This window comes from Streptomyces sp. MBT65 (assembly GCF_016612545.1).
Classification (GTDB): domain Bacteria; phylum Actinomycetota; class Actinomycetes; order Streptomycetales; family Streptomycetaceae; genus Streptomyces.
The window spans coordinates 1-21,989 of record NZ_JAENRY010000092.1 but is presented as its reverse complement, the minus strand read 5'-3'; the positions used below and the strand labels follow the sequence as shown (position 1 = coordinate 21,989).

At 68.6% G+C, this 21,989-nt stretch carries 20 protein-coding genes and 1 pseudogene; 12 read left to right on the top strand and 9 right to left on the bottom strand.

Going from position 1 to position 21,989, the window contains the following annotated elements; all coding sequences use genetic code 11:
* The first annotated feature begins 541 nt into the window (after positions 1-541).
* Positions 542-2,827, top strand: coding sequence for an NACHT domain-containing NTPase (locus JHN63_RS21990; protein WP_200682831.1), 2,286 nt, complete (start codon positions 542-544; stop codon positions 2,825-2,827).
* A gap of 142 nt (positions 2,828-2,969) precedes the next feature.
* Here the strand turns inward: JHN63_RS21990 and JHN63_RS21985 are convergent.
* Positions 2,970-3,608 (bottom strand): annotated as a pseudogene (locus JHN63_RS21985) (transposase family protein); the annotation flags it as partial.
* Positions 3,609-3,965: 357 nt separating this feature from the next.
* Here JHN63_RS21985 and JHN63_RS21980 point away from each other — a divergent pair.
* Positions 3,966-6,662, top strand: coding sequence for a tetratricopeptide repeat protein (locus JHN63_RS21980; protein WP_200682830.1), 2,697 nt, complete (start codon positions 3,966-3,968; stop codon positions 6,660-6,662).
* Positions 6,663-7,046: 384 nt separating this feature from the next.
* Here JHN63_RS21980 and JHN63_RS21975 read toward each other — a convergent pair whose 3' ends face one another.
* Complete coding sequence (locus JHN63_RS21975) at positions 7,047-7,559, bottom strand: universal stress protein (RefSeq protein ID WP_200682829.1); 513 nt, start codon at positions 7,557-7,559, stop codon at positions 7,047-7,049.
* Positions 7,560-7,691: 132 nt separating this feature from the next.
* Positions 7,692-8,345: a DUF4389 domain-containing protein gene (locus tag JHN63_RS21970; RefSeq protein ID WP_200682828.1), complete on the bottom strand. Its 654-nt coding sequence runs from the start codon at positions 8,343-8,345 to the stop codon at positions 7,692-7,694.
* A gap of 367 nt (positions 8,346-8,712) precedes the next feature.
* Here JHN63_RS21970 and JHN63_RS21965 point away from each other — a divergent pair, with 367 nt between their 5' ends.
* The gene (locus tag JHN63_RS21965) at positions 8,713-9,600 is read left to right on the top strand and encodes a universal stress protein (protein ID WP_200682827.1); all 888 of its coding nucleotides are present in this window, start codon (positions 8,713-8,715) and stop codon (positions 9,598-9,600) included.
* Between the two features lie 97 nt (positions 9,601-9,697).
* Here the strand turns inward: JHN63_RS21965 and JHN63_RS21960 are convergent, their stop codons facing one another.
* Complete coding sequence (locus JHN63_RS21960) at positions 9,698-11,188, bottom strand: pyridoxal-dependent decarboxylase (protein WP_234477514.1); 1,491 nt, start codon at positions 11,186-11,188, stop codon at positions 9,698-9,700.
* Positions 11,189-11,605: 417 nt separating this feature from the next.
* On the opposite strand from JHN63_RS21960, the gene JHN63_RS21955 reads away from it, so the two are divergent.
* From JHN63_RS21955 to JHN63_RS21940, 4 genes are all read left to right on the top strand, one after another.
* Positions 11,606-12,505 (top strand): universal stress protein, encoded by a 900-nt coding sequence (locus tag JHN63_RS21955; protein WP_200682825.1) that lies wholly within the window; start codon positions 11,606-11,608, stop codon positions 12,503-12,505.
* A gap of 16 nt (positions 12,506-12,521) precedes the next feature.
* Entirely contained in the window at positions 12,522-12,791 is a 270-nt protein-coding gene (locus tag JHN63_RS21950) for an SHOCT domain-containing protein (protein ID WP_200682824.1), read from the top strand.
* A 243-nt stretch (positions 12,792-13,034) separates the two neighbouring features.
* On the top strand, positions 13,035-13,865 hold the full coding sequence (locus JHN63_RS21945) for a universal stress protein (protein ID WP_200682823.1): 831 nt from the start codon (positions 13,035-13,037) through the stop codon (positions 13,863-13,865).
* A gap of 288 nt (positions 13,866-14,153) precedes the next feature.
* Entirely contained in the window at positions 14,154-14,681 is a 528-nt protein-coding gene (locus tag JHN63_RS21940; RefSeq protein WP_374222937.1) for a GNAT family N-acetyltransferase, read from the top strand.
* A gap of 65 nt (positions 14,682-14,746) precedes the next feature.
* On the opposite strand, the gene JHN63_RS21935 is transcribed toward JHN63_RS21940, so the two are convergent.
* Complete coding sequence (locus JHN63_RS21935) at positions 14,747-15,736, bottom strand: nitroreductase family protein (RefSeq protein ID WP_200682821.1); 990 nt, start codon at positions 15,734-15,736, stop codon at positions 14,747-14,749.
* A gap of 134 nt (positions 15,737-15,870) precedes the next feature.
* A complete protein-coding gene (locus JHN63_RS21930; RefSeq protein WP_200682820.1) occupies positions 15,871-16,560 on the bottom strand; it encodes a response regulator transcription factor in 690 nt (229 codons plus the stop codon).
* A gap of 225 nt (positions 16,561-16,785) precedes the next feature.
* Here JHN63_RS21930 and JHN63_RS21925 point away from each other — a divergent pair, with 225 nt between their 5' ends.
* Positions 16,786-17,364, top strand: a complete 579-nt coding sequence (locus JHN63_RS21925; protein WP_200682819.1) for a hypothetical protein — start codon at positions 16,786-16,788, stop codon at positions 17,362-17,364.
* A gap of 58 nt (positions 17,365-17,422) precedes the next feature.
* On the opposite strand, the gene JHN63_RS21920 is transcribed toward JHN63_RS21925, so the two are convergent.
* Positions 17,423-18,082: a CBS domain-containing protein gene (locus JHN63_RS21920; RefSeq protein ID WP_200682818.1), complete on the bottom strand. Its 660-nt coding sequence runs from the start codon at positions 18,080-18,082 to the stop codon at positions 17,423-17,425.
* A 35-nt stretch (positions 18,083-18,117) separates the two neighbouring features.
* Entirely contained in the window at positions 18,118-18,582 is a 465-nt protein-coding gene (locus JHN63_RS21915; RefSeq protein ID WP_200682817.1) for a cyclic nucleotide-binding domain-containing protein, read from the bottom strand.
* Positions 18,583-18,779: 197 nt separating this feature from the next.
* Here JHN63_RS21915 and JHN63_RS21910 point away from each other — a divergent pair, with 197 nt between their 5' ends.
* Both JHN63_RS21910 and JHN63_RS21905 read left to right on the top strand, forming a co-directional pair.
* Positions 18,780-18,980 carry a hypothetical protein gene (locus tag JHN63_RS21910; RefSeq protein ID WP_200682816.1) on the top strand — a complete coding sequence of 67 codons (201 nt, stop codon included), beginning with the start codon at positions 18,780-18,782 and terminating at the stop codon, positions 18,978-18,980.
* 123 nt (positions 18,981-19,103) lie between these two features.
* Positions 19,104-19,607 (top strand): hypothetical protein, encoded by a 504-nt coding sequence (locus JHN63_RS21905; RefSeq protein WP_200682815.1) that lies wholly within the window; start codon positions 19,104-19,106, stop codon positions 19,605-19,607.
* Between the two features lie 192 nt (positions 19,608-19,799).
* On the opposite strand, the gene JHN63_RS21900 is transcribed toward JHN63_RS21905, so the two are convergent.
* A complete protein-coding gene (locus tag JHN63_RS21900; RefSeq protein WP_200682814.1) occupies positions 19,800-20,081 on the bottom strand; it encodes a hypothetical protein in 282 nt (93 codons plus the stop codon).
* A gap of 184 nt (positions 20,082-20,265) precedes the next feature.
* Between JHN63_RS21900 and JHN63_RS21895 the strand changes: the two genes are divergently transcribed.
* The gene (locus tag JHN63_RS21895; RefSeq protein ID WP_200682813.1) at positions 20,266-20,892 is read left to right on the top strand and encodes a DoxX family membrane protein; all 627 of its coding nucleotides are present in this window, start codon (positions 20,266-20,268) and stop codon (positions 20,890-20,892) included.
* A 149-nt stretch (positions 20,893-21,041) separates the two neighbouring features.
* Positions 21,042-21,947: a universal stress protein gene (locus JHN63_RS21890; RefSeq protein WP_200682812.1), complete on the top strand. Its 906-nt coding sequence runs from the start codon at positions 21,042-21,044 to the stop codon at positions 21,945-21,947.
* Positions 21,948-21,989: the final 42 nt, after the last annotated feature.

Below are 21,989 nucleotides of genomic sequence, written 5' to 3'. Positions count from 1 at the left end.
CACCGCCGGCACCCTCCGAGACGAGGTCAGCCCCAAGACCGCCGCCGCGTTGCGGGCGGCAATGGCCCGACTCTCCGAAGGACGTTCTCAGCGCACGGACGGCCGCCTCACGAAGGAGAACTCCTACGAAGAAGCCCAGATCAGCCGCGCGACGATGAACCGCTATCGCTGCCCTACACCACGACAACGAAGCACACCGGCAGCAGCTCAAACGGGACGTCTCAGCCTCCGTCACGTCCATCCGCTCCCGCGGCCCCCGGCAGGGCCGCTGAATCCATCGCTTGTGTCCCCAAACTGCATCCAGCATTTACACTCCGGTCCCGGCGTCCGCTCACTCGGAACGTCGAGGACCGGGGGAAGCCGAGCAACTGATCAAGTCGAACCCGCCGTCCCCTGTCTGCAGATTCCGGCGTCGCTATCCACCCGGGCGTGATCGGCGCACGTGACGGGCGCTCGCTGCATGTGTGCACGTCGATAGGTGATGCCCCAATATTTCGAACAGAGCATCTTGCGAGTCGCATGAGCGGCATGATGATGGGCTATGGCAGACCAACGAAGCATTCATCGACGGGTCCCTGTTGGAGTCCAGTATCTCCTGTGGTCGGCACTCGGAGCCTTCGGAGCATTAATTTTGGCCTGGTACTACGAACTGGATACTGCCAGCACAGCGGCTGCATTTTCTCCCAGTCTCGGCGCATCCTATCTGGCGTGGAAATCCTTCGAACAGGACCGTCCCTCGGCTAAGACGGCCAGCGAAGTCGTAGACGATCTTGCGAAGGTGATGGAGAAACAAGCAGATACCGAAATGCAAATCCGAAGAGTCTATGACCAGCGCCCGTTGTGCATTACCTGGCGAGCGGTCCGCGATGGCCTGGTCGAACGCTGGTCAAGCATTGTATATCTGGCTTGCTCCCGACCAGGTTTTACCGAGGATGATGCGCGCGATTGGCCGATGGATGCTGCAGGATTAGAGGATGCAGACGGTCAGATCGGCGAGGTATTCATTCGAAAATTGCCTACTCAGCGCCTGGTGGTACTAGGGGGAGCCGGTGCGGGAAAAACAGTACTTTTGATCCGGCTCTTACAGCATCTGATCAAAAAGCGGTCTACTGGTGGGCCGGTGCCGATATTGTTTACCCTCGCTACTTGGGTGCCGAAGGGTGATCAGCTGACACTGGAATCCTGGCTCGTCGATCAGCTTCGATTTTCCTATCCGGCCCTGCGAACTGCAGCATCAAGGAATGCGACTCTCGGGATTGATGTAGCTCCCGTAGGGCGAGGTGACCTAGCCCAAGCCCTCTGGAATGAAGGGTACATTATCCCGATCTTCGACGGCTTCGACGAGATGCCTCCCAGATTGCACAGACTGGCTCTCGCCGAGATCAATCGCACCCTGCCATCGACGCGTGCTTTGGTCTTGGCTAGCCGTACTGATGCTTACCGCGATGCTGTGGTCGGAAATGGTGATACGCCTCGTGGTAATCCACTCAGGGGAGCAGCCGGAATCGAGCTTCTTCCAGTCCCTTCCTCTGAAGCACTCGAATATCTCGATCCCGATTGGGAGAATTCGGTTACACCCGGATATGGGTCCTGGGACTCGGTGATTGCGACCGCGGGCACCGGAACGCCGGTCGGTCAAGCCCTTAGTACGCCGTTAGGGCTGTTTCTGGCCCGTACTGTGTATAATTTCAGCCCTTCCGGCAGGTCAAATGGAGTGTCAATTCTGCGTGAATTATTGGACTTGCAATCTACCTCTCGCGGTGCCGTTAACATGTACCTCCTCCAAGGGTTCCTTCCTGCCGCCTATTCCCGTCTCCAACCCAACCCGCCGCAGTGGTCCCTAGCTCAAGCGCAACGTACTCTGATTGTTCTCGCAAAATACTTGAAAACCTGCGAATCTGGGCGGCCTGATCTGATGTGGTGGCGCCTCCGTGGAGTACTACCTGATCGCAGTAGCAGCCCTATTTGGAGACTTCTCTTCGCGGCGATTTTTGGAGTCTCTAACGGGATTGCACTTACTGTAACATTAGCGGCATCTCTGAGCCTTCAGCTAATTTCAATTATTGGGGTGGATGAGGGGTTGGAGAATGGGGCTAGTCTTGCACTCAAGGTGGGAGTCCTATTCGGATTTCTGGCGGGTTTCACAACTGGAGTCCTGGGAATGGTCTCGGCCATGCTAATGGGTAGAGGCATTCCTGGATCCGATGCTCCAAGCGTCCCCGGTGTGCGGATGCGATGGTCACCTCACTGGATGATGAAATACTTCACCGTCGCCTGGCTCGCTATTGTTATCGTGCTCTACTTTACCCTTAGGGTAGCCCTGCCGCCCTTTTTTATGCTGTTGCTTATGTTCACTCTTGTGCTTGGGCGAACCATCGAGGTGCCCGACTTGATTGCTATTGGGCCAAACCAGCTGTACAAAATGAATCGCCGATTGTCGCTTAGGGTTGGTCTTCAGGTGGGCTTCACGTACGGGGGGATCTCTGGGGCCGCAGCTGGGATCTTATACGGGCACCTGCTTGGTCTGCAATATGGAATTGTTGCGGGATTGACATTCGGCATGGGTACCGTGATCGTGGTTTCTTTTCTTGCGGTACAGGTGGCTGGATACGCGCCGACGGGTACTCGGCGGGGTAGCAGGCCAGCATGGATCGATTTCTTTCTCACGAGGGCCTATCTTGCAATTCGCTGGAAGGTGCCATGGAACATGATGCGGTTCCTAGAAGATGCTCACAAAAATCGCGGCGTTCTGAGGCAGGTTGGGGCTTCATATCAGTTCCGCCATGTCGACCTGCAGCACTACCTTGCCGACCTGTCTCTAGATTAGACGGCTCAAATACTTTGTTCCGCACTCGCCTTGCCCAAAGGAGGGTTGGGGATCTGATTCCGATACATTCGCATTCAGTCGCCTTGCTCAGGTTGACTCGTCTGGTCGATGGTTTCCGGAGTGCCGAAACAGTAAGCCTCTTTCATCCTGAATAGTCGCAGGTCATGAGTGTGCGGATGGCTTGGACGGTGCGGCTGATACGGTGGGTGAAGCAGCGTGCTCTGTGAGTGGTGCGCCAGGACTGGAGTCGGACAAAGGCGCGTTCGCTGGGGCTCGGAGCCGGGCGTGGTCGCGGTTGAACTGCTGGTAGTGCTCGGGCTGTTCGCTGTGGTGGCAGTACGGGTTGCGGAATGTGGCGCCGGCGCCCTGGTAGGCGCGATCCGCCAGCACGAGGATCTGCCGGGTCAGACAGGCCTGGACGATGCCGTGGGCGCGGGCTGAGGTCGTCACGTCGTACGTGCGGGTGTCGCGTGGGAGAACCACAGCGGTGTGCCGTCAGGGCGGGCGATGACCTGCACGTTCATGCCGTGCTTCGTGTGTTTCTGCGAGTAGCGCGGCTGATTGGCGCGGACGCGGTCGATCAGCGTGCCGTCAACGATGACGTGGTCGCCCGCACAAGGCCGGTGAGGGCTTCATGGAGACATGAGGCCCAGGAAGCCAGCACCTCCAGGGGTTCGTACACGTAGCGCCAGGCGGTGGCCTGCAATATCGCGAACCTGGCGCCGGGCTGAGTGAACGCCTCGTTCTTGCGCAGGTGGACCAGCATGAGCAGTGCCTGGCGGGGCTGCTCCAGGGTGAGGGCGTCTGCAGGAGTTGACGACACTCGATTCGTGCTGCACAGGCTCTCGGACGATGCGCCAGGACCTCGGACGGGCCTCGCCTGCCCCGCTTTACCGGAGCTCGCGGTGAGGAGTGCTCGCGGTTGACCATGCGCCCGGCCGGTGATCTTGACAGTGTCTCAGTTGGCGACCGCTGTGCCGCGAACTTCCGTCAGGGAGCCGCGAGGAGCGTCATTGATGGCCATTGGAAGAGCGGCCAGGTGCCGCTTGGCGGCGTTCTGGGCATGACTGACCTCGGGGCGGCGGTAGCGCGTTTGGGGACAGCGCGGCTGCTACGGCGGAGGACCCGGGGGCGGTCGATGACGGTCGAGGAGCTCGTGGCGGCAGTGGTCGCTTTGGCGATCGTCTCTGCGAAGAGGCTGGGTGCCGGTCTGGCGAATCGTGCGATTGAGGGTGTGGAGCAGTCGGTAGCCGACCGGCTGGGGCGGCTGTACCGGTGGGTCGCCGGACGGCTGCCCGGTGAGGAGGGAGCGGCTCTGATCGATGAGGCGGGTCGTTCTCCGGCTGCACAGGCTCTGTTGCGACGGCGGCTGGTACTGGCTCTGGGTGAGGATTCCGCAGGCGTTGAAGAGCTGAGGGTGCTGCTGTCGCAGCACGCGCCGGTCTGCGCTCATGGCGATTTCGTCCTTCCGGAATCGTCCGGCATCCCGCGTGAGCTGCCGCTGGCGGTAGCGGATTTCACCGGTCGCGACCAGGAGCTGGCGCGGTTGGTGGAGGCTGCTGAGCGTGCGGGCGGGGGCAGGGTGTGCCTGGTGCACGGTCCGGGCGGGATCGGCAAGACGGCTGTCGTGGTGCAGGTCGCTCATCGACTGCTGCCGTCTTTCCCCGACGGCCAGCTCTTCGTCGACCTAAACGGGGTAGAGGAACGTCCTGCTGCTGTGGGCGAGGTCCTGGCTGACTTCCTGGTGGCTCTGGGAGTACCACGCGGACGAATCCCTGATGACGAGGCCGGACGGACACGGCAGTTCCGTACGGAGTCGGCCGACCGGCGTGTCCTGATCGTCCTGGACAACGCGGCCAGTGAACAGCAGGTGAGTGCGCTGATGCCGGGTGGGTCTTCGTGCGCTGTCCTGATCACCAGCCGCCAGAGCCTTGCCACGCTGGCCGTGGACGAGCGCGTCGCACTGCCGGGGCTCGACGAGGGCACCGCCTGGGACCTGTTGAGACGGATCGGCGGCGGAGACCGAGTGGACGAGGACCCCGAAGCAGGTCGTGACGTAGTCCGTCTGTGCGGCGGGCTGCCGCTGGCCCTGCGCATCGCGGGAGCGCGGCTGGCCACGTTTCCCGCCCGGACTGTGGGCTCCTTCGCCCGCGATCTCGCTGACGACTACCGGCGGCTGGATGTGCTGAGCCTGGGTGAGCGCAGCGTGCGCGCGGTCTTCCGCGCCGGTTATCAGGCGCTCCCGTCGTTGCAGCAGCGTGCGTTCAGGCTTGTCTCGGCCCTGGACACTCCCGACCTGCCGGCCTGGGCGCTGTCGCCTTTGCTGGAGGTGGACGCAGATGCGGCCGACGCGTGCCTGGAGGGACTGCTGCTGGCACATCTCGTGCAGGCCCGCCGTGGCGCGGCCGACAGCCAGCGCATCGTGCTGCACGATCTCGCGCGCGGGTTCTCCAAGGAGCGAGCGGCCGAGCAGCTGACGGACGAGACCGACAGCGCCGTGCGGCGTCTGTTGGGTGCCCTCCTCAGCGCGGCCGACGCAGCCGACGCGCAGTTACGGCCGGCCGGTGCCCGACACAGCGGCCGTGGCGGAGCGGTCCGTCGTCCGCCGGCGGACGACGCTGTGGCGGGTGATGTGTGGGAGGCCGTCGAGTGGTTCGAAGCCGAGCGTGTGGTGCTGGTGGCAGCGGTCGCCCATGCTCATGCTCGCGGTTGGTGGGAGCTGTGCTGGGAGATCACCGATGCGATGAGTATCGCTCTTGAGCATCAGTGGCGCTGGGACATCAGCAGCCAGGTCCATGAGCTTGCTCTGGACGCGGCCGACCGTCTGGGCGATGGCGGGGCCCGTGCCGCGCTGCTGCGCAACCTCGGCGAAGCCTTGCGCGACGGCGGCAGTGACGTGGGCAGAGCCGCAGAGTGCTTCAGCGAATCGATCGCACTCTTCCACAGCTCGGGCGACGCACACGGCGAAAGCGACGCCCTGGGCAACCTGGGAATCCTGCAACGCCAGCAGGGCGAGCTGCGGGAAGCGGCGCGAACGCTCACCGCGGCCGAAAGTCTCTTCAGGGCCCTGCCCCTTGACCGCGGACTGGCCTGGACCCTGCGGGAAAGGGCAGTGATCAGCCGACACCACGCTCACTACACCGAAGCCCTCGCCCAACTCGACGAAGCGCAGGCCCTGTTCACCGCCAACGAGGAAACCCGCGGTGTCGGCTGGATCCTGCGCACCCGCGCCGACACCGAGAAGGAGAGCACGGTGGGCGGCTGCCCGCTCCCTCGCCGCTGGTACACGGGTCCCTGGCCCGGGTGCTACGTCACAAGCCGTCCCGCACAGGATCCGCGGTGGGCCGCGGCCCGCACCCACTACGAGCATGCCGCCCAGACCCTGCAAGCCGTCCGTGACCACCGCGGGCACACCTGGGCCACCCTGGGGCTGGCCGACATGGCGCTCTACGAGGGCGACCCGACCGCCACCGAACTAATCAGCCGCGTGCTTCAGGAGACCGACGCCTGCGGCGACCATCGAGGCCACAGCAGAGCACTGAGTGTGCAGGCCCTGCTGCACGCCGAGGCAAACTGCCTCAGCGACGCCATCACACTGGCAGAACAAGCCCTCTCCGGCCCCCGCGACCACGTCGGTGCCGCGCAGGCCAGCTTCCGCCTTGCCCGTCTCTACGGCGCTGCCGGTCGGCATCACGACGTCCTCCACACCCTCCAGCAGTCCCGAACCCACTACCACGCCGCCGGCATGCCCTTCCCTGATCTTGCCGACACCGAGCTCTGCAGGACACTCAACCGTCCTGTGCCCCGCGCCAGTCATTTCCGCCGCTATCAGTGATTCCTGCGGCATGACAGATCGCATTCGGAATCAGTGCCCTATCAACAAGGGAGGCGGCGTCCAGACGGGGTCCGCAGTTCGAGCGGCGCCGGCCGGCGCGGGATCGAGAGGCGCTTGGTCTCCTGTATGCGCTTCATGACCGCCGCCTCCTGGATTTCCATGGGCCGGGTGTCTCTCACCCGGCCACCGCGTATCCCTGAGCCTCGTCCGCTGTCGCTCGTACGACGATGGGGCCTCCGACCCCCTTGCGTGGGCCACAGCGACCACGCGCCAGAGCCAACCGGCCCCACCCCGTCTTGCCCGTACGGCATACCCCGCACCGCTCCGGCGCGAGAACCGGCTCGGACCCCAGGTGTCCGAGCCGGTCGGTTGTTCCCGATGGCGCTACGACGCGCCACTCCTGGCCAGCGAAGGCGAATCGACGGCTTCCTGCGGTTCCCGGGACGGTTCCGCGACGGGCACGGTCACCACCGGAACCGTCGAGTGTCGTAGGCATTCACGGCCCACCGGGCCGACCGAGGGCAGTCCGAAGTTCCCGTGCGCCTTGCGACCCAGGGCCAACAGCAGGGCGCCGCGCGCCTGTTGGAGCAGCACGCGGGAGGGTGGCCCCTCCACCACGACGCGCCGCACGGCACCGCTGGTCCGGGGATCGAGGGCCTCGCGCACGGTGGCCGCGAGAACTTGAGCGGCTTGTTCGCGCTCCTGGGCGATCGTCGGCCCGTCGGGCACCGGAGCGTAGGGTGCGTGTCCGCTCGCGGCCGGTTCCCAGGCGTGCACGGCCACGAGGCAGGTGTGCAGGACCGTTGCCTGTTCGGCCGCCCAACGCAGAGCTGCCATGGACGCTTCGGATCCGTTGACGCCCACCACGATCCCGTTGCCGTAGGTGTGTTCGGTCATGGCAGCCTCCTCGGTCGGCCTCTTGTCACCACAGTGGCCCGGACACGGCGGCCGTGGCGTGGGCCGACGGGGGCCGTGTCCGGGCCCAACGGGCCCTTGCCGTCGGCCCGGAAAGACCGGCGGCTGCCGTTGTCAGGGCGCGGTTCCCGGTTCGTCGCCACCCTGGTCGAGCCGGAACGGCGGATACACGTCCGTGAGGAGCGCCGTGTACGCGACCACACGCAGCACCCACCGGTTGAGCCCGATCACCAGGTCGAACAGCCCGCGCGGATACCGCCCGGTGGCGGCCAGCGAGACCCCGGCGAACACGACGAGCAGCGCGATGAGCCCGCCCGAGGCCCAGGGCACCTTCAGCCCGCCGAGCAGGAACGCCAGGATCAGATAGTGCGGGACGGCCAGGAGCCACCACTTCACCAGGACGAGACCACGGGACAACTGCTCCGGATACGCCACGTCCCAGTGCGTGGGGTAGTCCGGCACGTCGGCGAGGGTGAAGGGCGGGTAGCGGTCGGTGCCCAGAGCGCCGTACGCATAGTACGCCACACGCCAACTCCACCGCAGCACACCGGTGTTGAAGTCGAACAGCGGGCGCGGGTAGCGACCGGTGAACAGGACAGCGAAGAAGGCCACCGCGCTCGTCCCCACGAACGCCACCCACAGGAAGAACAGCACGACGTAGTGGGGGACGGCGAGCAGCCACTTCACCAGCCACAGCCAGCGGGACAGGGACGGATCGAGATCTGCGGTCAACCGCGCGGGGTAGACCGCGGGCATCGCTTCATCCATGGCGAACGATCCTTTCGGGGACAACTGCGTTCAGCTCCGGTGGTCGGCGCGCTTGCCGGGAGTGCCGCTCCTCGATGACGGCCTCACACTCGCCCCGCCGCAGCACGGCGCCCCGGATGCTCAAGAACGCGATGGGTCCGACGACTCCCGCTACCGGGAAGCAGCCGACGACGAACGAGCTGTAAACGGCACCTGGCAGCCACCCGGCGTTGCGGTCAGCGTCTCGCTGTGATGCCCACCGGCCCAGGGGCTGAGCGGGCAGACGACCGGGCCGAGTGGCCCTCGTCCCGCCAGGCCGTGCGTGCGACGGTGACGGTGGAGCCCTGTCCTGGAGGACGCCGCAGATCGGTGAAAGGCGGTGGGCGCGATGGAGCGACCCCTGATCGTGGGTGTCGACGGATCGGCACCGAGTCTGCTCGCGATCGACTGGGCAGTCGACGAGGCCGCCAGGCTGGGCCTGCCGCTACGGCTGGTGCACGCCTTTATCCCGGAGGAGCTCGATCAAGGCGCTCCCACCCGTACCGCCGATTCCGAACCCCTGTCGGAGCGGCGCTCGCCGGAGGACGTGGTCGCCTCGGCAGCAGCCCGGGCCCGCCGACGCGGCCCGGATGTGAAGGTCGACAGTGAGGCCGTTCCCGGGGACGTGCTGTCCGTGCTTCTGGCGGAGGACCGCCACGCCTCCGCCCTGGTGACGGGATCGCGTGGTCTCGGTGAGCTGATGGGACTGCTCCTCGGCTCGGTCGGCCCGGCGCTGGCGGTCCGGGCCCATTGCCCGGTGATCGTGGTCCGCGGTGACAAGGCCGGCCTGGCCGGCTGTCACGAACGCATCCTGCTCGGCGCGGGGGATCCCGGCACCAGCGGGGAGGCGGTCCGGTTCGCCTTCCGCGAGGCCGAGGCACGTGGCTGTGTCCTCGACATCGTGCGCGCCTGGCGACGCCCGGCGCGCGAGACCGTGGACCATTCCTGTCCGGCGGCGGAAGCTGTCCGCCGTCACGAGGCGCGGGCCTCCGCTCTGCTGGACACGTTGCTGCGCGACGTCGTACTGGACCATCCGCGGGTCAGGGTTCGCAGTACGACGGTCGAGGGATCGGCCCGCACTCAGTTGGTGAAACGGTCGGCTGCCGCCGACCTCGTGATCATCGGGGCCAGACGCGGGCGGAGTCCCCTCGGCGTCCGCACGGCCCGGATCGCGCACGCGCTGCTGCACCACGCGCAGTGCCCGGTCGTGGTCGTACCGCTGTTCGGCCGATCCTGACGGCTTCGGACGGCCGACGTCGTACGACCACTGCCCGTAGCGCACCAGGGACGGTTCCCGCCGCAGCGCCGAGCGGTCGAGGTCCTGGTGGCCGGGGTCACTTGTGCTGCGATGGCGCATCGGTCTCTGGGGCGGACTGCTCGGCGTCGGTGGCGTGGAGGACTTCGCGGATGAGCAGGTCGAGGTCGTCCGTGGTGGTGCGGTAGTTGCACAGGGCGGCGCGCAGAACGGTACGGCCGTGGACGGCGACGGTGGCGAGGTAGGCGCGTCCGTTGTCCTGGACGTGGCGGGCGACGCGGGTGTGGAGGGCGTCCGGGTCGGCGCCGTCGGGGTCGGTGATCCGGAAGCAGGCGACCGGCCACGGGCCCCCGGCCAGCAGGTGCAGCCGGGGTTCGGCGATGATCCGCTTGCGCAGCTCGTCGGAGAGGGCCAGGTAGTGCTCGATCAGACGGGTGACGCCGTCCCGGCCCAGGTGGTGCAGGGTGGCCCACAGGCCGAGGGCCCGGGTGCCAGGGCGGGTCAGCTCGATCGTCGCGTGGGACAGCCAGGGCAGGGCGTCCGGTTCACCTGCGGTGAGGTAGGAGGCCTGGTGGGCGAAGGCCGTGTGCAGGTGCTCGGGGTCGGGGACGAGCAGCGCTCCGCAGCCCACCGGCACGCTGAGGGTCTTGTGCGGGTCCACGGTCAGCGAGTCGACGCCGCCGATGCCCGCGTATTGGGGTGCCAGGGCCGGCACACCTGCGCCGAGTCCGCCCCAGGCCCCGTCCGCGTGATGCCACATCCCCATGCTCCGGCACAGGCCGGTGACCGGTTCGAGGGGATCCACGGCGCCGGTGGCGGTGGTGCCCAGCGTGGTGACCGTGCAGAAGGGCAGCAGGCCTGCGGCCAGGTCGGCGGCAACCGCAGCGCGCAGCACGGCCGGGTCCAGGCGGTCGTGCGGGCCGGTGGCGATGGGGCGCAGTCGATGATCGGGCAGGCCTACACAGGCGGCTGCCTTGGCGACGGACATGTGTGCCTGGGCGCTGTAGTAGAGGGTGAGGCGGGCGTGGTCGCGGTCGTAGGCGGGGCCGTCGGCGGAGCCCCGCCGGGTGAGGAACCAGGTGCGGGCGGTGGCCAGGGCGAGCAGGTTGGCCATGGAGCCGCCGCTGGTCAGGACTCCGCCCGTGCCGTCGGGCAGGCCCGCCAGATCGGCGAGCATGCGCACGGTGCCGCGTTCCAGGTCCATCAGGGCGTTCTCGCCCATCCCACAGGTCGCGTTGACGGCACAGGCAAGCAGGTCGGCGACGATCCCGGCGGGTGCGGGCGGCGAGTTGACCCAGGCGAAGAACGCGGGGTGTCCGTTCCCGGTCGGGTACGGTGCGATCTCCTCGCGCACGAAGTCCAGCACCGCACCCAACTCCCCGCCCCGTTGCGACAGTTGCCCCGCACGCAGCCGGGACCGCGCCTGCGGAGGCAGCGGACGGCTCACCGGGCCCTGCGGCAGCTCGCTCAGGTACCGGGCGGCCCACTCGGCCGCCGTCACGAGTTCGTCGCGAAGCACCTTCGCGTGGACCGCGGGCGGCTCCGGGGACAGACCGGATTCGACGAACAATGACGGAGCAGGGTCATTCAAACGGTGAGCCATGGTGGCGCGTGGGGCCTTTCGTCGTCACGAGACCCCCTGGTCGGCGGAGCGAGGGCCATGATCGTAACGAGCCATGCGTATCGGCCGACACGTGTGCCGGCACGACTCGACGCGGCCTGTGCATCCATGGTCGTGAATCCGGCCACAAGCTCGGCTTCGCAGGTCTTGAGACAGTGGCGACACCCCCTGGCGCGTGCGGTTGCCCACGGACGGTTCGCTTCCAACTGGGTGAGTCCCGTCGGCACAAGCTCCCCAACTGACCGTCGGCAATGGGGAGATGGGGCCGATTGGTCCCGTGCAGGGCCCCGGAGGCCCCTCCCGCCCCGGCGGTCGGGGAACGAGGCTGGCATCGAGGAACACACCGAATGTGGGGAGGTGCGGATCATGCCTGCGTCCGTCATGACCGGAGTGGACGGATCTGCGGAGAGCCTGGCCGCCGCTGAATGGGCGGCTCGGGAAGCACTGCGTCGCGGCCTGCCGCTGCGGCTCGTGCACGCCTGGGACTGGCATCCGCGTCGTGGAGAGGGAGAGTCCGACAGCGCGGCCCAGCGGTATCTGGCGCGGCGCGCACTGCGGCAGGCCGAGGACCGGGTCCGGGCCGCGTGCCCGGACGTGCGCCTCTACGACGATCAGGTGGAAGGGGCCGCGATCCCGGCCCTGTTGAAGCTGGCCGAAGGTGCCGAGCTGGTGGTGCTGGGTTCGCGCGGCCTGAGCGGTGTCGCCGGGTTCCTGGTGGGCTCGGTCGCGCAGGGTGTGGCGGCTCGCTCCACCGGCCCCGTGGTCCTGGTCCGGGCGGGCGAGGAAGCGGCGGACGAGCAACTGCCGACCGCAGGCGACAGCGCCGGGACACGCACCGGATACCGGGACGTGGTGCTGGCCCTCGACCTCGACGCACCTTGCGACGCGGTCATCGAGTTCGCCTTCGAGGCGGCCCGGTTGCACGGGGCGCGGCTCCGGGTCGTCCACGCCTGGCAGACGCCCACGCTGGGGCTCGGCCCCGGTGAGATCGACCTGCTCAACGACCCGCACCGGGCCGAGGAGTGGCAGGTCGTCCTGGCCGGCGCGCTGCGGCTGTGGCGCGACAAGTACCCCGGCGTCGAGGTCGTCGAGACGGTTACCAAGGACCGGCCCCAGACCGCGCTGATACGGGCCGCTTCCGGCGCGAGTCTGCTGGTCGTCGGCCGTCGGATCGCGGAACGGCCGGTCGGCCGCCGGATCGGTCCCGTCACCCACGCCGTCATCCACCACGTCGACTGCCCCGTCGCCGTGGTCCCGCACGACTGAGGAGGCGACCACCGTGATGACGTACTGGAACCAACACGGCATGAGCGGATGGGACTGGTTCGCGATGTCGATCGGCTCGGTCCTGCTCTGGGCCCTGCTCGTGACCATCGCCGTCCTGCTTATCCGCAACCTGAGCCGTACCCCTCAGCGTCCGCACCAGGTCGGATCGCCGCCGCCCGAGCAGGTGCTGGCCGACCGGTTCGCCCGTGGGGAGATCGATGAGGAGGAGTACCGCAACCGCCTGGCCGTCCTGCGTACGGACGGCTCCAGGCTCACCGAACACTGAGGTCGAGGGCGGGACGACGATCGACGGTACAGGCCGTCCGTCGCCCCGCCCTCGACGTTGCGGAACTGGTCCCCGCGCCGTCCGGAGAACCTGTCGGGTCCGATGAGCACGGGCACGGGGGCCGGTCGGTGGGTCGACGGGGACCGTCCGGCCCCTGTGGGCGTGGCGGGGGACCGCACGAATCTGGAGTCCGGTGAATCGCCCCTTCCGCCAGGGAGGGCGCCTGGAGAGGGGTGGACTGTGATGAGTGGCCCGGTGGTCGTGGGAGTGGACGGTTCGCGGTCGAATCTGGCAGTGGTGGAAGTCGCCGCGCAGGCGGCCGAGCGGCTCGGGGTCGGCCTGGAGCTGACGCAGGTGGTCGGCTGGCCAGCCGCGGCAGGCCGGTTCGGCATTCCCTCGTGGGAGACGAACGGGGCCGGCGGGCACGCGTCGAAGCAGGGTGCGCTGGCCGAGGCCGAGCGGCACGCCCACAGTGCCGCGCCGCGCGTGCGGATCTCGCGAGAGGTCCTCGTCGGCGAGCCCGAGAACGTGCTGGAGTGCGTGTCGCGCTCCGCATCGCTGACTGTTGTCGGAGCCGATGGCGCACAGGCGTACGGCACCTTGCGCAACGGATCGCTTGCCCGGCGCCTGTCCGCGCGGGTGTCCGGTCCGCTGCTGGTGGTGCGCGGCAGGCCGAACCCGGTCGGTCCGGTGCTGCTCGCGGTCCATGGCACGTCGACGCTGCGGGGAGCCGCGGAGTTCGCCTTCGCCGAGGCCTCGGCACGCGGCGCGGACCTCGTGGCCGTGCACGCACGTCCCTATGGCGGGTCCGCCCAAGCAGTGACCGAGGACGAGGAGGATGTCGCGCTCGCCGGCGCCCTGGCCGGGCTGCGCGAGCGGTACCCGGACGTCACCCTGCGCTGCCGTCGACCGCATGGCCGGTCCCGCCGAGCTCTCGTCGAGGCCAGCGCCGACAGCCAGCTCCTCGTGGTCGGGGCGCGCGGCCGGTTCGGGTTCGTGGGCCTTCCCCTGGACCCGGTCTGCCAGACGGCGCTGAACGAGGCGGACTGCCCCGTCGCCCTCGTCCACTGCTAGTCCTTCCGGACGAGCACAGGAACCAGTGGCCGGTGGACGCCACATGGCGTGCCACCGGTCACTCTCGGTTTTGGAAGTCACCAACAATCTCTCCCAGGCCGCCCTCACGCTTGGTGTAATAGATGAAGTCCTCATTCATCGCTTACGCCAGGAGGGGCTTTGTCTTTCAGGAACACGGCCGAAGCTGTAGGAGCTTGGGTTGAAGGCTGGGCCCTTTCACGTGGCGCGGCCGAACCGGCGCCCTGTCCCTGGGGGTTCACCATCGATGTCGGCCTGTCCAAGCAGGTCATGCGCCACGTCCTGACCACCGCCGATGAGCCGACTGTCCGCAAGATCACCGAGAGCGCCACAGCTCCGGGCGCCTGGCTGAAGGCGTTCGTATCACCGGAGACGCTCGCTCCCTGGCTGGCCCCCGGCTGGTCCGTGTCAGGTGGTCCCAGCTTCCTGATGACCGCCCCGCTGCGGGCCTCCCGCGCCGAGGTCCCCGACGGCTACCGGCTGCGCACCTGGAACCGCGCCGGCGTGACCCGCGCCCTGGTGCGTACCCCGGACGGCGCCTTCGCCGCACGTGGTCGGATCGCCGTGACAGGCTCCACCGCCGTCGTCGACCAGGTGGAGACCGATCCCGCCCACCAGCGCCGCGGCCTTGGGCGCCTGCTGATGGCTACGCTCGCCAGTGCCGCGGCCGAACAGGGGCCCGCAGTGGGCGTGTTGGGCGCGACGCTGGAAGGCCGGGCCCTGTACGAGACAGTGGGATGGCGCGTTCTGGCTCCCCTGACCAGCGCTGTACGAGGCCCGGGCTTGGTTGAGTCGTGAGTAGAAGTAAGAACAAGCCGTAGAGACGGCCACGCCCGACTTCCGGCCAGGACATGGCCGTGCCGTCAGGCGTGCCGGGTGAGCCGTATGTCTTCCCTCAGCACCTGACGCGCCGTGCGACGCGGTGAGGCGGGCCCCTGCGGGCCGTAGCCCAGCCGGAGCACCATCTGGACGTGCGCCCGCTGGCTGTCCCCGAGTTGCTCGCGCAGGTCGGGCCACTCCAACGCCTGGTGGAGCAGGGAGGCCCGTACGCGGTGTGCGGTGGCTACCAGCAGGACGCGTTCGAGTGCCTCGCCGGCGCGCAGCCAGTCCGTCCGGCGGTCGTGGAGGGTGGACAGGACGGCGATGGAAGGCCGCTTCTCGAAGGGTCGGGCGACGAGTGTCATGGGGTGCCGGTTGGAGCTGAAGTCCCGCATCGGGATCCGTTCCCGGAAGTCCTGTGGGCCGACCGCTTCCGGGGGCATGCCGAGCGAGTCGCCGTTGGGCGGGTGGACCCAGCGGCGGCTCTCCGCGGCCCGGTCCGAATCCGTGGTGTTGCGCTGCTCCGCCTCGCGGGTCAGCCGCAGCAGCCGGTCGGTCTCCGTGGCTCCGGGAAGGTCCAGCGTTGCGCCCTCCGCATGGGCTGCCTCGGCCAGTTCGGCCAGCACGGAGGTTGGCACCTGGCGGTCGGAGAACGGGAAGCGGCTGCTGTGCCTGCGCCACACCGCGTCGTACAACCGCGGTGTGGCCGAGAACCGTGCGGTTCCGGCGAGCCGTACGGTGGCCAGCAGGTCGGTCTCATGGGGCCGGGGGAGCAGCCGGGTCACAGGCTCCCAGCCGTGGTGGGCGACCGCCACCCGCAGGTTGAACAGCGCACAGCCGACCGAGACGTGTAGAGCACGCCCCGATGGGTCGGTGTGCCGCAGGCCGCGTTCCGCGACCGCCCGGATCTCCAGCGTGACGGTGTCCGGGTCGAGCCGGAACCGCCAGGGCTGGGTGTTGTGGATCGAGGGTGCGGCGACGGACGCCGCGATCAGCGTCTCCAGGGTCGGGACGTCGAGAACCGTGCTGGACATGGGGTCTCCTCCCCGCCCCGCGCCCGAACGGCGGCCGGGCTGTTCGCTGTTGCTGCCCAGCGTGGTCCTGCCAGGAGGGCCAGGAGGAGGGGCCGTACGGCCCTGGGGGCGCGCCGGACGGCCCGGCGCGCGGCTCAGCTGCCGGACTCGGGCTGCTCCAGGTGCGAGGCGAGTACGGCGGCCTGCACCCGGCGCTGGACCCCCAGCTTGGCCAGCAGTCGGGAGATGTGGTTCTTGACGGTCTTCTCCGATAGATACAGCTTCTTGCCGATCTCGCGATTGGTGAGACCGTCCCCGATCAGTGCGAGGATCTCCCGTTCACGCGGCGACAGACTCGCCAACTCCGGTGCGATCTCCGGAGCTTGGGCGGGTTCGGCACGCAGCGAGCGCATCAGGCGGGCCGTCGTCGCGGGGTCGAGCATTGACTGTCCGGAGGCGACCGTCCGTACTGCCGAGATCAGGTCGGAGCCCTTGATCTGCTTGAGCACATAGCCTGAGGCCCCGGCCATGATGGCGTCGAGCAGGGCGTCCTCGTCGTCGAACGAGGTCAGCATCAGGACGGCCAACTCCGGCATCTGGTCGCGCAGTTCGCGGCAGACTGTGATGCCGTTGCCGTCGGGGAGGCGTACGTCGAGGACGGCGACGTGTGGGCGCACCGCGGGGGCCCGCACCAGTGCGTGCGCGACGTTCTCGGCGTCGCCGACCACCGTGATGTCCTCCTCTGCGTCCAGCAGGTCGGCCAGGCCACGTCGTACGACCTCGTGGTCGTCCAGCAGGAACACACGGATCGGATCCTGTGCGGTGAAGGTACGTGCCTCGGTCATCTCGACCCCTTGTTCCCCGGAGTATGAACGGACTGCGGGCCGTCCGTGAACACGATCATCACGCGCCCGGCCCGGAAGTACTAGGGCCGACCGGCCCAACCGGCTCTTCCGGCGTGTCCTTACCGGCCCCCACGCGACGGTCGGGCGGCCCCTCCCGGCGGAGATCACCCGGTGGGACCGTCCTTTCGTTCTCGTCTTCTTGATGCCCGTGAGGGGGTGTGACCGATGCGGAAGATCAAGCGCGTCAAGGTCCTGGGGTGGCGCTGGCGGCGCAACGAACTGCGTCGGCACAGAGACACGGTGGAAGCGTGGATCGTCCTGAGCGCCTGGACGTTCGCGATGGCCGCCGGGACTGTCGCCGGTGTGGCCGGTGCCCAGAGCGTGGCGGAGGCCCAGGCACGGAACGCGGCGGAACGACGGCCGACGACCGCCGTGCTCCTCACCACGCTGCCGCGCGGCGCGGCCATCGGTGTCGACTACAAGCACGTGAAGGCGAAGGTGCGCTGGACCGATGCACAGGGCACCGTCCGCACCACCACGGCGGAAGTGAAGGCCGGAACGGACGTCGGCGGCACGGTGCCGGTCTGGACGGACGGGCACGGCCACCTGATGAGTGAGCCCCTGAGCTCCTCCGTGGCGACGGCGCGTGTGGTGGCCGCCGGTACGGGAGCCGGACTGGCCGGCGGACTGTTCGTGCTCGCGGGCGGACGCCTGATCCGGCTGAGGGTGGAACGGCGGGCCACCGACCAGTGGGCCGAGGACTGGGAGCAGACCGCGGCCCGGTGGGGACGCAGGACCGGCTGAGACACCGTGGCCCCGCCGGTAACCGGCGGGGCCACGGCTTACGGGCTCGCTGTACTTCTCACTCCGCGGAGCGGTCGGGCTCGTCGAGTCCGAACTCCACGTCCACGACCCCCTCGACGGCTCGGGCGAGCCGCGCGGCCACGGGAACCAGGGACGTGTCCCGTACCCGGCCGCCCAGCCGTACGACCCCGTCCCGCACCTCGACCCGGACCGTCGACGCGGGACCGGGGAACAGGTACGCCACCACCTCGCGGCGCACCTCCTCCGCGATCTCCTCGTCGTCCCGGAGGAACACCTTCAGCAGGTCGGCCCGGCTGACGACACCCTCCAGCCGGTCCGCGTGATCGACGACGGGCAGCCGCTTGACCTTGGCCCGGGCCATGGTCCGCGCGGCCTGCGCGAGGGTCGCGTCCGCGCTCACGGTCAGGGCGGGCGAGGTCATCAGCTCGCCCGCGGTCACCGAACCGGCCTTCGCGAGGTCCGACAGCCGGCGCAACTGCGTGTACCGGTCGGGGTCGCTGTCCCGGAACTCCTCCTTGGGCAGCAGATCGGCCTCCGAGACGATCCCGATCACGCGGTCCGCCGCGTCGAGCACGGGCAGGGCGCTGACCTTCCGCTCCTGCATCGTGCGGACGATGTCCTTGAAGACGGCTCCACGGACGACGGTGGCGACGGTACGGGTCATCACGTCGCCCACGATGTGCGGTGTTCCATGCATGGTCACTCCTTCCTCGTGACGGTCGATCGGTGCGGTCACCGCATGCCGCCGCTGCCGTACGGGGCGTACAGGTCCAGCAGCCGGGTACGGGCCGAGCGGAGCCGGTGGGCCACGATGTCGCCCACCCACTGGGAGACGGTCATGCCGAACGCGGGATTGTCCTTGCACAGCGTGCGTACGGCCGTGGCGTCGAACTCCCAGGCGCGCACCGGTGTCGTCGCCTGGGCGCCCAGGTGCCAGGTGTGCGGGCCGAACAGCCAGGACCAGCCGACGAGTTCGTTGTGTCCCAGCGATTCGATGACGGCGGCCCGGCGGCCGGGCACGTGCATGTCGAGGGCGATCGTGCCGGTGCGAATGATCCAGAACCGGTCGGCGCGGGCGCCCTCCTCGAAGAGCCGGGTGCCCTGGGGGATCGACACCTCCCGTGCGAGCTCCATCAGCCGTTCGCGGTGCTCCGCGGACAGGGCCCGCGGCATGCTCGTGGCGGGGGAAGCGTTCATGGCGTGCCTCCAGAGAGTCTTAAGGACCTACCACCTCCAGCGTGTGCCGGTGGGTCCCGCCCTGCCATGGGCCACTTGGCCTGCGGAACGGGCCGACCGGCGCCCTGAAGGAGCCCTGCGGCACCCTGTGCCACCGTGCCTCCCGCAGTTCTATGAAAGCGAGAGAACTACTCGGCCGAGATGAGGGGGTGGACACCGTGGGTACGACCTTGACACCGGAGTTCTGGAGGCAGTTCGCCGTTCTGCTGGTGATCGCGACCGTGATCACCGTCGTGGTCAGCGCCGCACTCGACGCGCTGGTGCTGCGGATGCGCGCCCGCCGGACCTCGCAGCGGCCCCCGGCCTCGACCGTGGTTCGCACGCACCGGTCGGTCGGGCGGACGCCCGTTCACCACTGACGCCCCGTTCGCGAAGGATGAGACCCGCAGTCGCCGATGCAATTCGGCGAACTGCGGGTTCGTCATTTCTCGGAACGTAGGGGTGCTGTCGGCGGCCCAGCGGTGGGTTCGTACGATCGGGCAGTGATCAAGCGGACTACGGTGCACATGGGGCGGAAACAGGTCCTCGGGGCTGTCGTCTGCGGTGTGATCGCACTTTCCCTCGTCGGCGTCGCCGTCTACATGGCCGTATCGGCCGTCGGGCGCCTCGGGCTGATCGGGCAGCAGCTGACCATGCGGGTCACGTACTGCGACGCGACCGCGCCGGCCACGACATCCCGGGGTGGCGGTCATCCCGACCTCGTCTGCCGGGGGTTCGTGGATCCGTCACAGGCCTCCGAGGACGGGAAGCAGCGGATCACGGCGACCGGCTTCTCCTCCCAGCCCCGCTTCGGTGCGCCCGTGGAGGTGTCCAAGGAACCGTGGGGGTCCTGGGTGCCGGTGGACCAGGGGGACTGGAACCGGTTGGGCCGTGCTCTCTCCCCGCTGATCCCGCTCGCCGTTGCCGGCTTTTTCGCCAAGGTGCCCGTGGCTGTCTGGCGCGGCCGGAGAAACTCCGGGCAGTTGGTCGCGGGGGCCTCGGCGTAGGAGGGGCTGGGCTCCTGAAGCCGGCGCCGAGTTCGTCGGGCCGGGCGGAACACATCGCTGGATTTGGGGCGCCCGTCATCCGTGCCCTGGTCGGCGGCTCGCCGAAGTCGCCGTGTGCCGAAGCGAGTTCGATGCCGCAGAGTGTGCGGAGCCAGCTTTCGAACAGCCGAAGGTCGATGCCGCACCGGCACATCAACCCCAGCCCCTCCACAGGGGAGCGGTGAGGTCACGGAGCAGTATGCGAGGCGCCGCCCGGAGAAAGCCGAGGGCGTAACACATCCTGCGGCGCGGTGAGAAGTCGATGCCGTTCCCCGGAAGCGAAGTCCAGAACCCGAAGACCTGCCCGGCCGTAAGCATGGGTTTCTGCGAACGCCCTTGCTGGGCAGGCGACTTCAGGACGTAGCCGACGAGCAGATAGACCGCTGTCATCGAGCCGGACAGCATCGACGCCGGCACGGCGACAACAGCCACCATCCCAGCGCCTGAGACCTCGGCACGCTCCTCATCCGTGCACACAGAGTGCCGAGGCCCAAGAGGCCCTGCGGAAGGGGCCGTTCAGCCCGCCACCGACGGACCAACGGCATCAGGTGACGGACGCCCGGCCGCACCAGAGTGAGTGGTGCAACGAACGACCCGACAGCTCGAAAGGACCACGATCATGGCTGTTCATGAGCACCCGCACCGCACCTCCGGCTTCCACCTGCCGACGTTCCGCAGGAACGGGTCGGCGTCCGAGGGCGACGTGACGGCAGCCGACACGGCGACCACCACGGTGCGTGCGTACGCGTTCGCGTCTCTGCGTCTGCTCACCGGCTTCGTCTTCCTGTGGGCGTTCTTGGACAAGACGTTCGGGTTCGGTTACGCGACCCCGTCCGGGAAGGGCTGGATCGACGGCGGTTCCCCGACCAAGGGTTTCCTGAGCAGTGTGGCGGCGGGTCCGATGGAGTCGACGTTCCATGACTGGGCGGGTGCGGGCTGGGCGAACTGGCTGTTCATGCTCGGTCTGCTGGGCATCGGTGTCGCGCTCGTCTCCGGTGTGGCGCTGCGCCTGGCCGCGGTGGCGGGCACGGCGATGATGGCGCTGATGTGGATCGCGGAGTGGCCGCCGGCCAGGCACCTCTCCGACGGAACGCTGAGCATGTCGACCAACCCGTTCGCCGACTACCACCTGATCTACGCCGTCGTGATCATCGCCCTCGCGGCGGCCGGCGCCGGAGCGACCTGGGGCCTCGGCAAGGTCTGGGCCAAGCTCCCCATCGTCCGCGACCACACCTGGCTGCGCTGACCACGCCAGATACGGCGGGCTCTCGTGAGAGGGCCCGCCGTGCGGCTGCCCATTGGGCCGAACGGCCCCTGCCGGGGACCTGCGGCCCCTGCCGCGGGAACCCCTACGCCACGAGTCTGGAATCAGACATCCGTTCAGGAGGAAAAATCATGGTCCGCACTGTTGTCGCAGGTCTCGACGGTTCCCCCGAGAGCCGCGCCGCCGCCGAATGGGCGGCCCGCGAGGCCGAACTGCGGAGCCTGCCGCTGAAGGTCGTCCACGTCTGGGAGCCCGCCCCGGACCCGCTGGCCCAGGCCCCGCTGCTGGGCGCCGAGACGCAACAGCACTGGAGCCAGCGCATTCCGCGCGAGGCGGGCGAGGGCCTGCGCCTGCGCCACCCCGGTCTCGACGTGACCGAGGACCAGGTGACCGGCACGCCCGCGGACGCGCTGCTCGCCGCGGCCAAGGACGCCGAACTGCTGGTCCTCGGCTCGCGCGGACTGAGCGGCGTGGGCGGATTCCTCGTCGGCTCCGTCGGCCTCTCCGTCGTCGCTCGCGCCGACTTGCCCGTGGTCCTGGTCCGGGCCGGCGAACAGTCCGCAGACGAACACGCGAAGGGTCCGGCGGGCAGCCCGTCGACCGAGACCCCGTACCGGCCGGTGGTCCTCGGCCTCGACGCCGACACCCCTGCCGACGCGGTGATCGAGTTCGCGTTCGCCGAGGCCGCCCGGCGCGGCACCGGCCTGCGCGTCGTCTACGGCTGGAATCTCCCGCCGTACTACGCCTACGGCTTCGCTCTGGACTCGGGTCTGAACGACGAGCTCTTCCGCGAGGAGACCGCGGCCCTCCGGGAGGCCTTGGGCCCCTGGCAGCAGAAGCACCCCGCGATCGAGGTGGCCCTGGAGCCGCGCATCGGCAGTGCCGCCGACCACCTGGTGGACGCCTCCCGCGAGGCCTCCCTGGTCGTCATCGGCCGCCGTATCCGCCGCGGCGCGCTCGGCGCCCACATCGGCCCGGTCGCACACGGCGTCCTGCACCACGCCGTCGCCCCCGTCGCCGTCGTCGCACACGACTGACCCCACGCCCTACCCCGCCCCCGTCCCTCCCTCTCCCTGAGG

Bases quoted from the DNA above. Each gene is read 5' to 3' on its own strand.
- JHN63_RS21990 (WP_200682831.1), top strand. From the start codon at position 542: ATGGCAGACCAACGAAGCATTCATCGACGGGTCCCTGTTGGAGTCCAG.
- JHN63_RS21980 (WP_200682830.1), top strand. From the start codon at position 3,966: ATGACGGTCGAGGAGCTCGTGGCGGCAGTGGTCGCTTTGGCGATCGTC.
- JHN63_RS21975 (WP_200682829.1), bottom strand. From the start codon at position 7,559: ATGACCGAACACACCTACGGCAACGGGATCGTGGTGGGCGTCAACGGA.
- JHN63_RS21970 (WP_200682828.1), bottom strand. From the start codon at position 8,345: ATGGATGAAGCGATGCCCGCGGTCTACCCCGCGCGGTTGACCGCAGAT.
- JHN63_RS21965 (WP_200682827.1), top strand. From the start codon at position 8,713: ATGGAGCGACCCCTGATCGTGGGTGTCGACGGATCGGCACCGAGTCTG.
- JHN63_RS21955 (WP_200682825.1), top strand. From the start codon at position 11,606: ATGCCTGCGTCCGTCATGACCGGAGTGGACGGATCTGCGGAGAGCCTG.
- JHN63_RS21950 (WP_200682824.1), top strand. From the start codon at position 12,522: ATGACGTACTGGAACCAACACGGCATGAGCGGATGGGACTGGTTCGCG.
- JHN63_RS21945 (WP_200682823.1), top strand. From the start codon at position 13,035: ATGAGTGGCCCGGTGGTCGTGGGAGTGGACGGTTCGCGGTCGAATCTG.
- JHN63_RS21940 (WP_374222937.1), top strand. From the start codon at position 14,154: ATGCGCCACGTCCTGACCACCGCCGATGAGCCGACTGTCCGCAAGATC.
- JHN63_RS21935 (WP_200682821.1), bottom strand. From the start codon at position 15,736: ATGTCCAGCACGGTTCTCGACGTCCCGACCCTGGAGACGCTGATCGCG.
- JHN63_RS21930 (WP_200682820.1), bottom strand. From the start codon at position 16,560: ATGACCGAGGCACGTACCTTCACCGCACAGGATCCGATCCGTGTGTTC.
- JHN63_RS21925 (WP_200682819.1), top strand. From the start codon at position 16,786: ATGCGGAAGATCAAGCGCGTCAAGGTCCTGGGGTGGCGCTGGCGGCGC.
- JHN63_RS21920 (WP_200682818.1), bottom strand. From the start codon at position 18,082: ATGCATGGAACACCGCACATCGTGGGCGACGTGATGACCCGTACCGTC.
- JHN63_RS21915 (WP_200682817.1), bottom strand. From the start codon at position 18,582: ATGAACGCTTCCCCCGCCACGAGCATGCCGCGGGCCCTGTCCGCGGAG.
- JHN63_RS21900 (WP_200682814.1), bottom strand. From the start codon at position 20,081: ATGGTGGCTGTTGTCGCCGTGCCGGCGTCGATGCTGTCCGGCTCGATG.
- JHN63_RS21895 (WP_200682813.1), top strand. From the start codon at position 20,266: ATGGCTGTTCATGAGCACCCGCACCGCACCTCCGGCTTCCACCTGCCG.
- JHN63_RS21890 (WP_200682812.1), top strand. From the start codon at position 21,042: ATGGTCCGCACTGTTGTCGCAGGTCTCGACGGTTCCCCCGAGAGCCGC.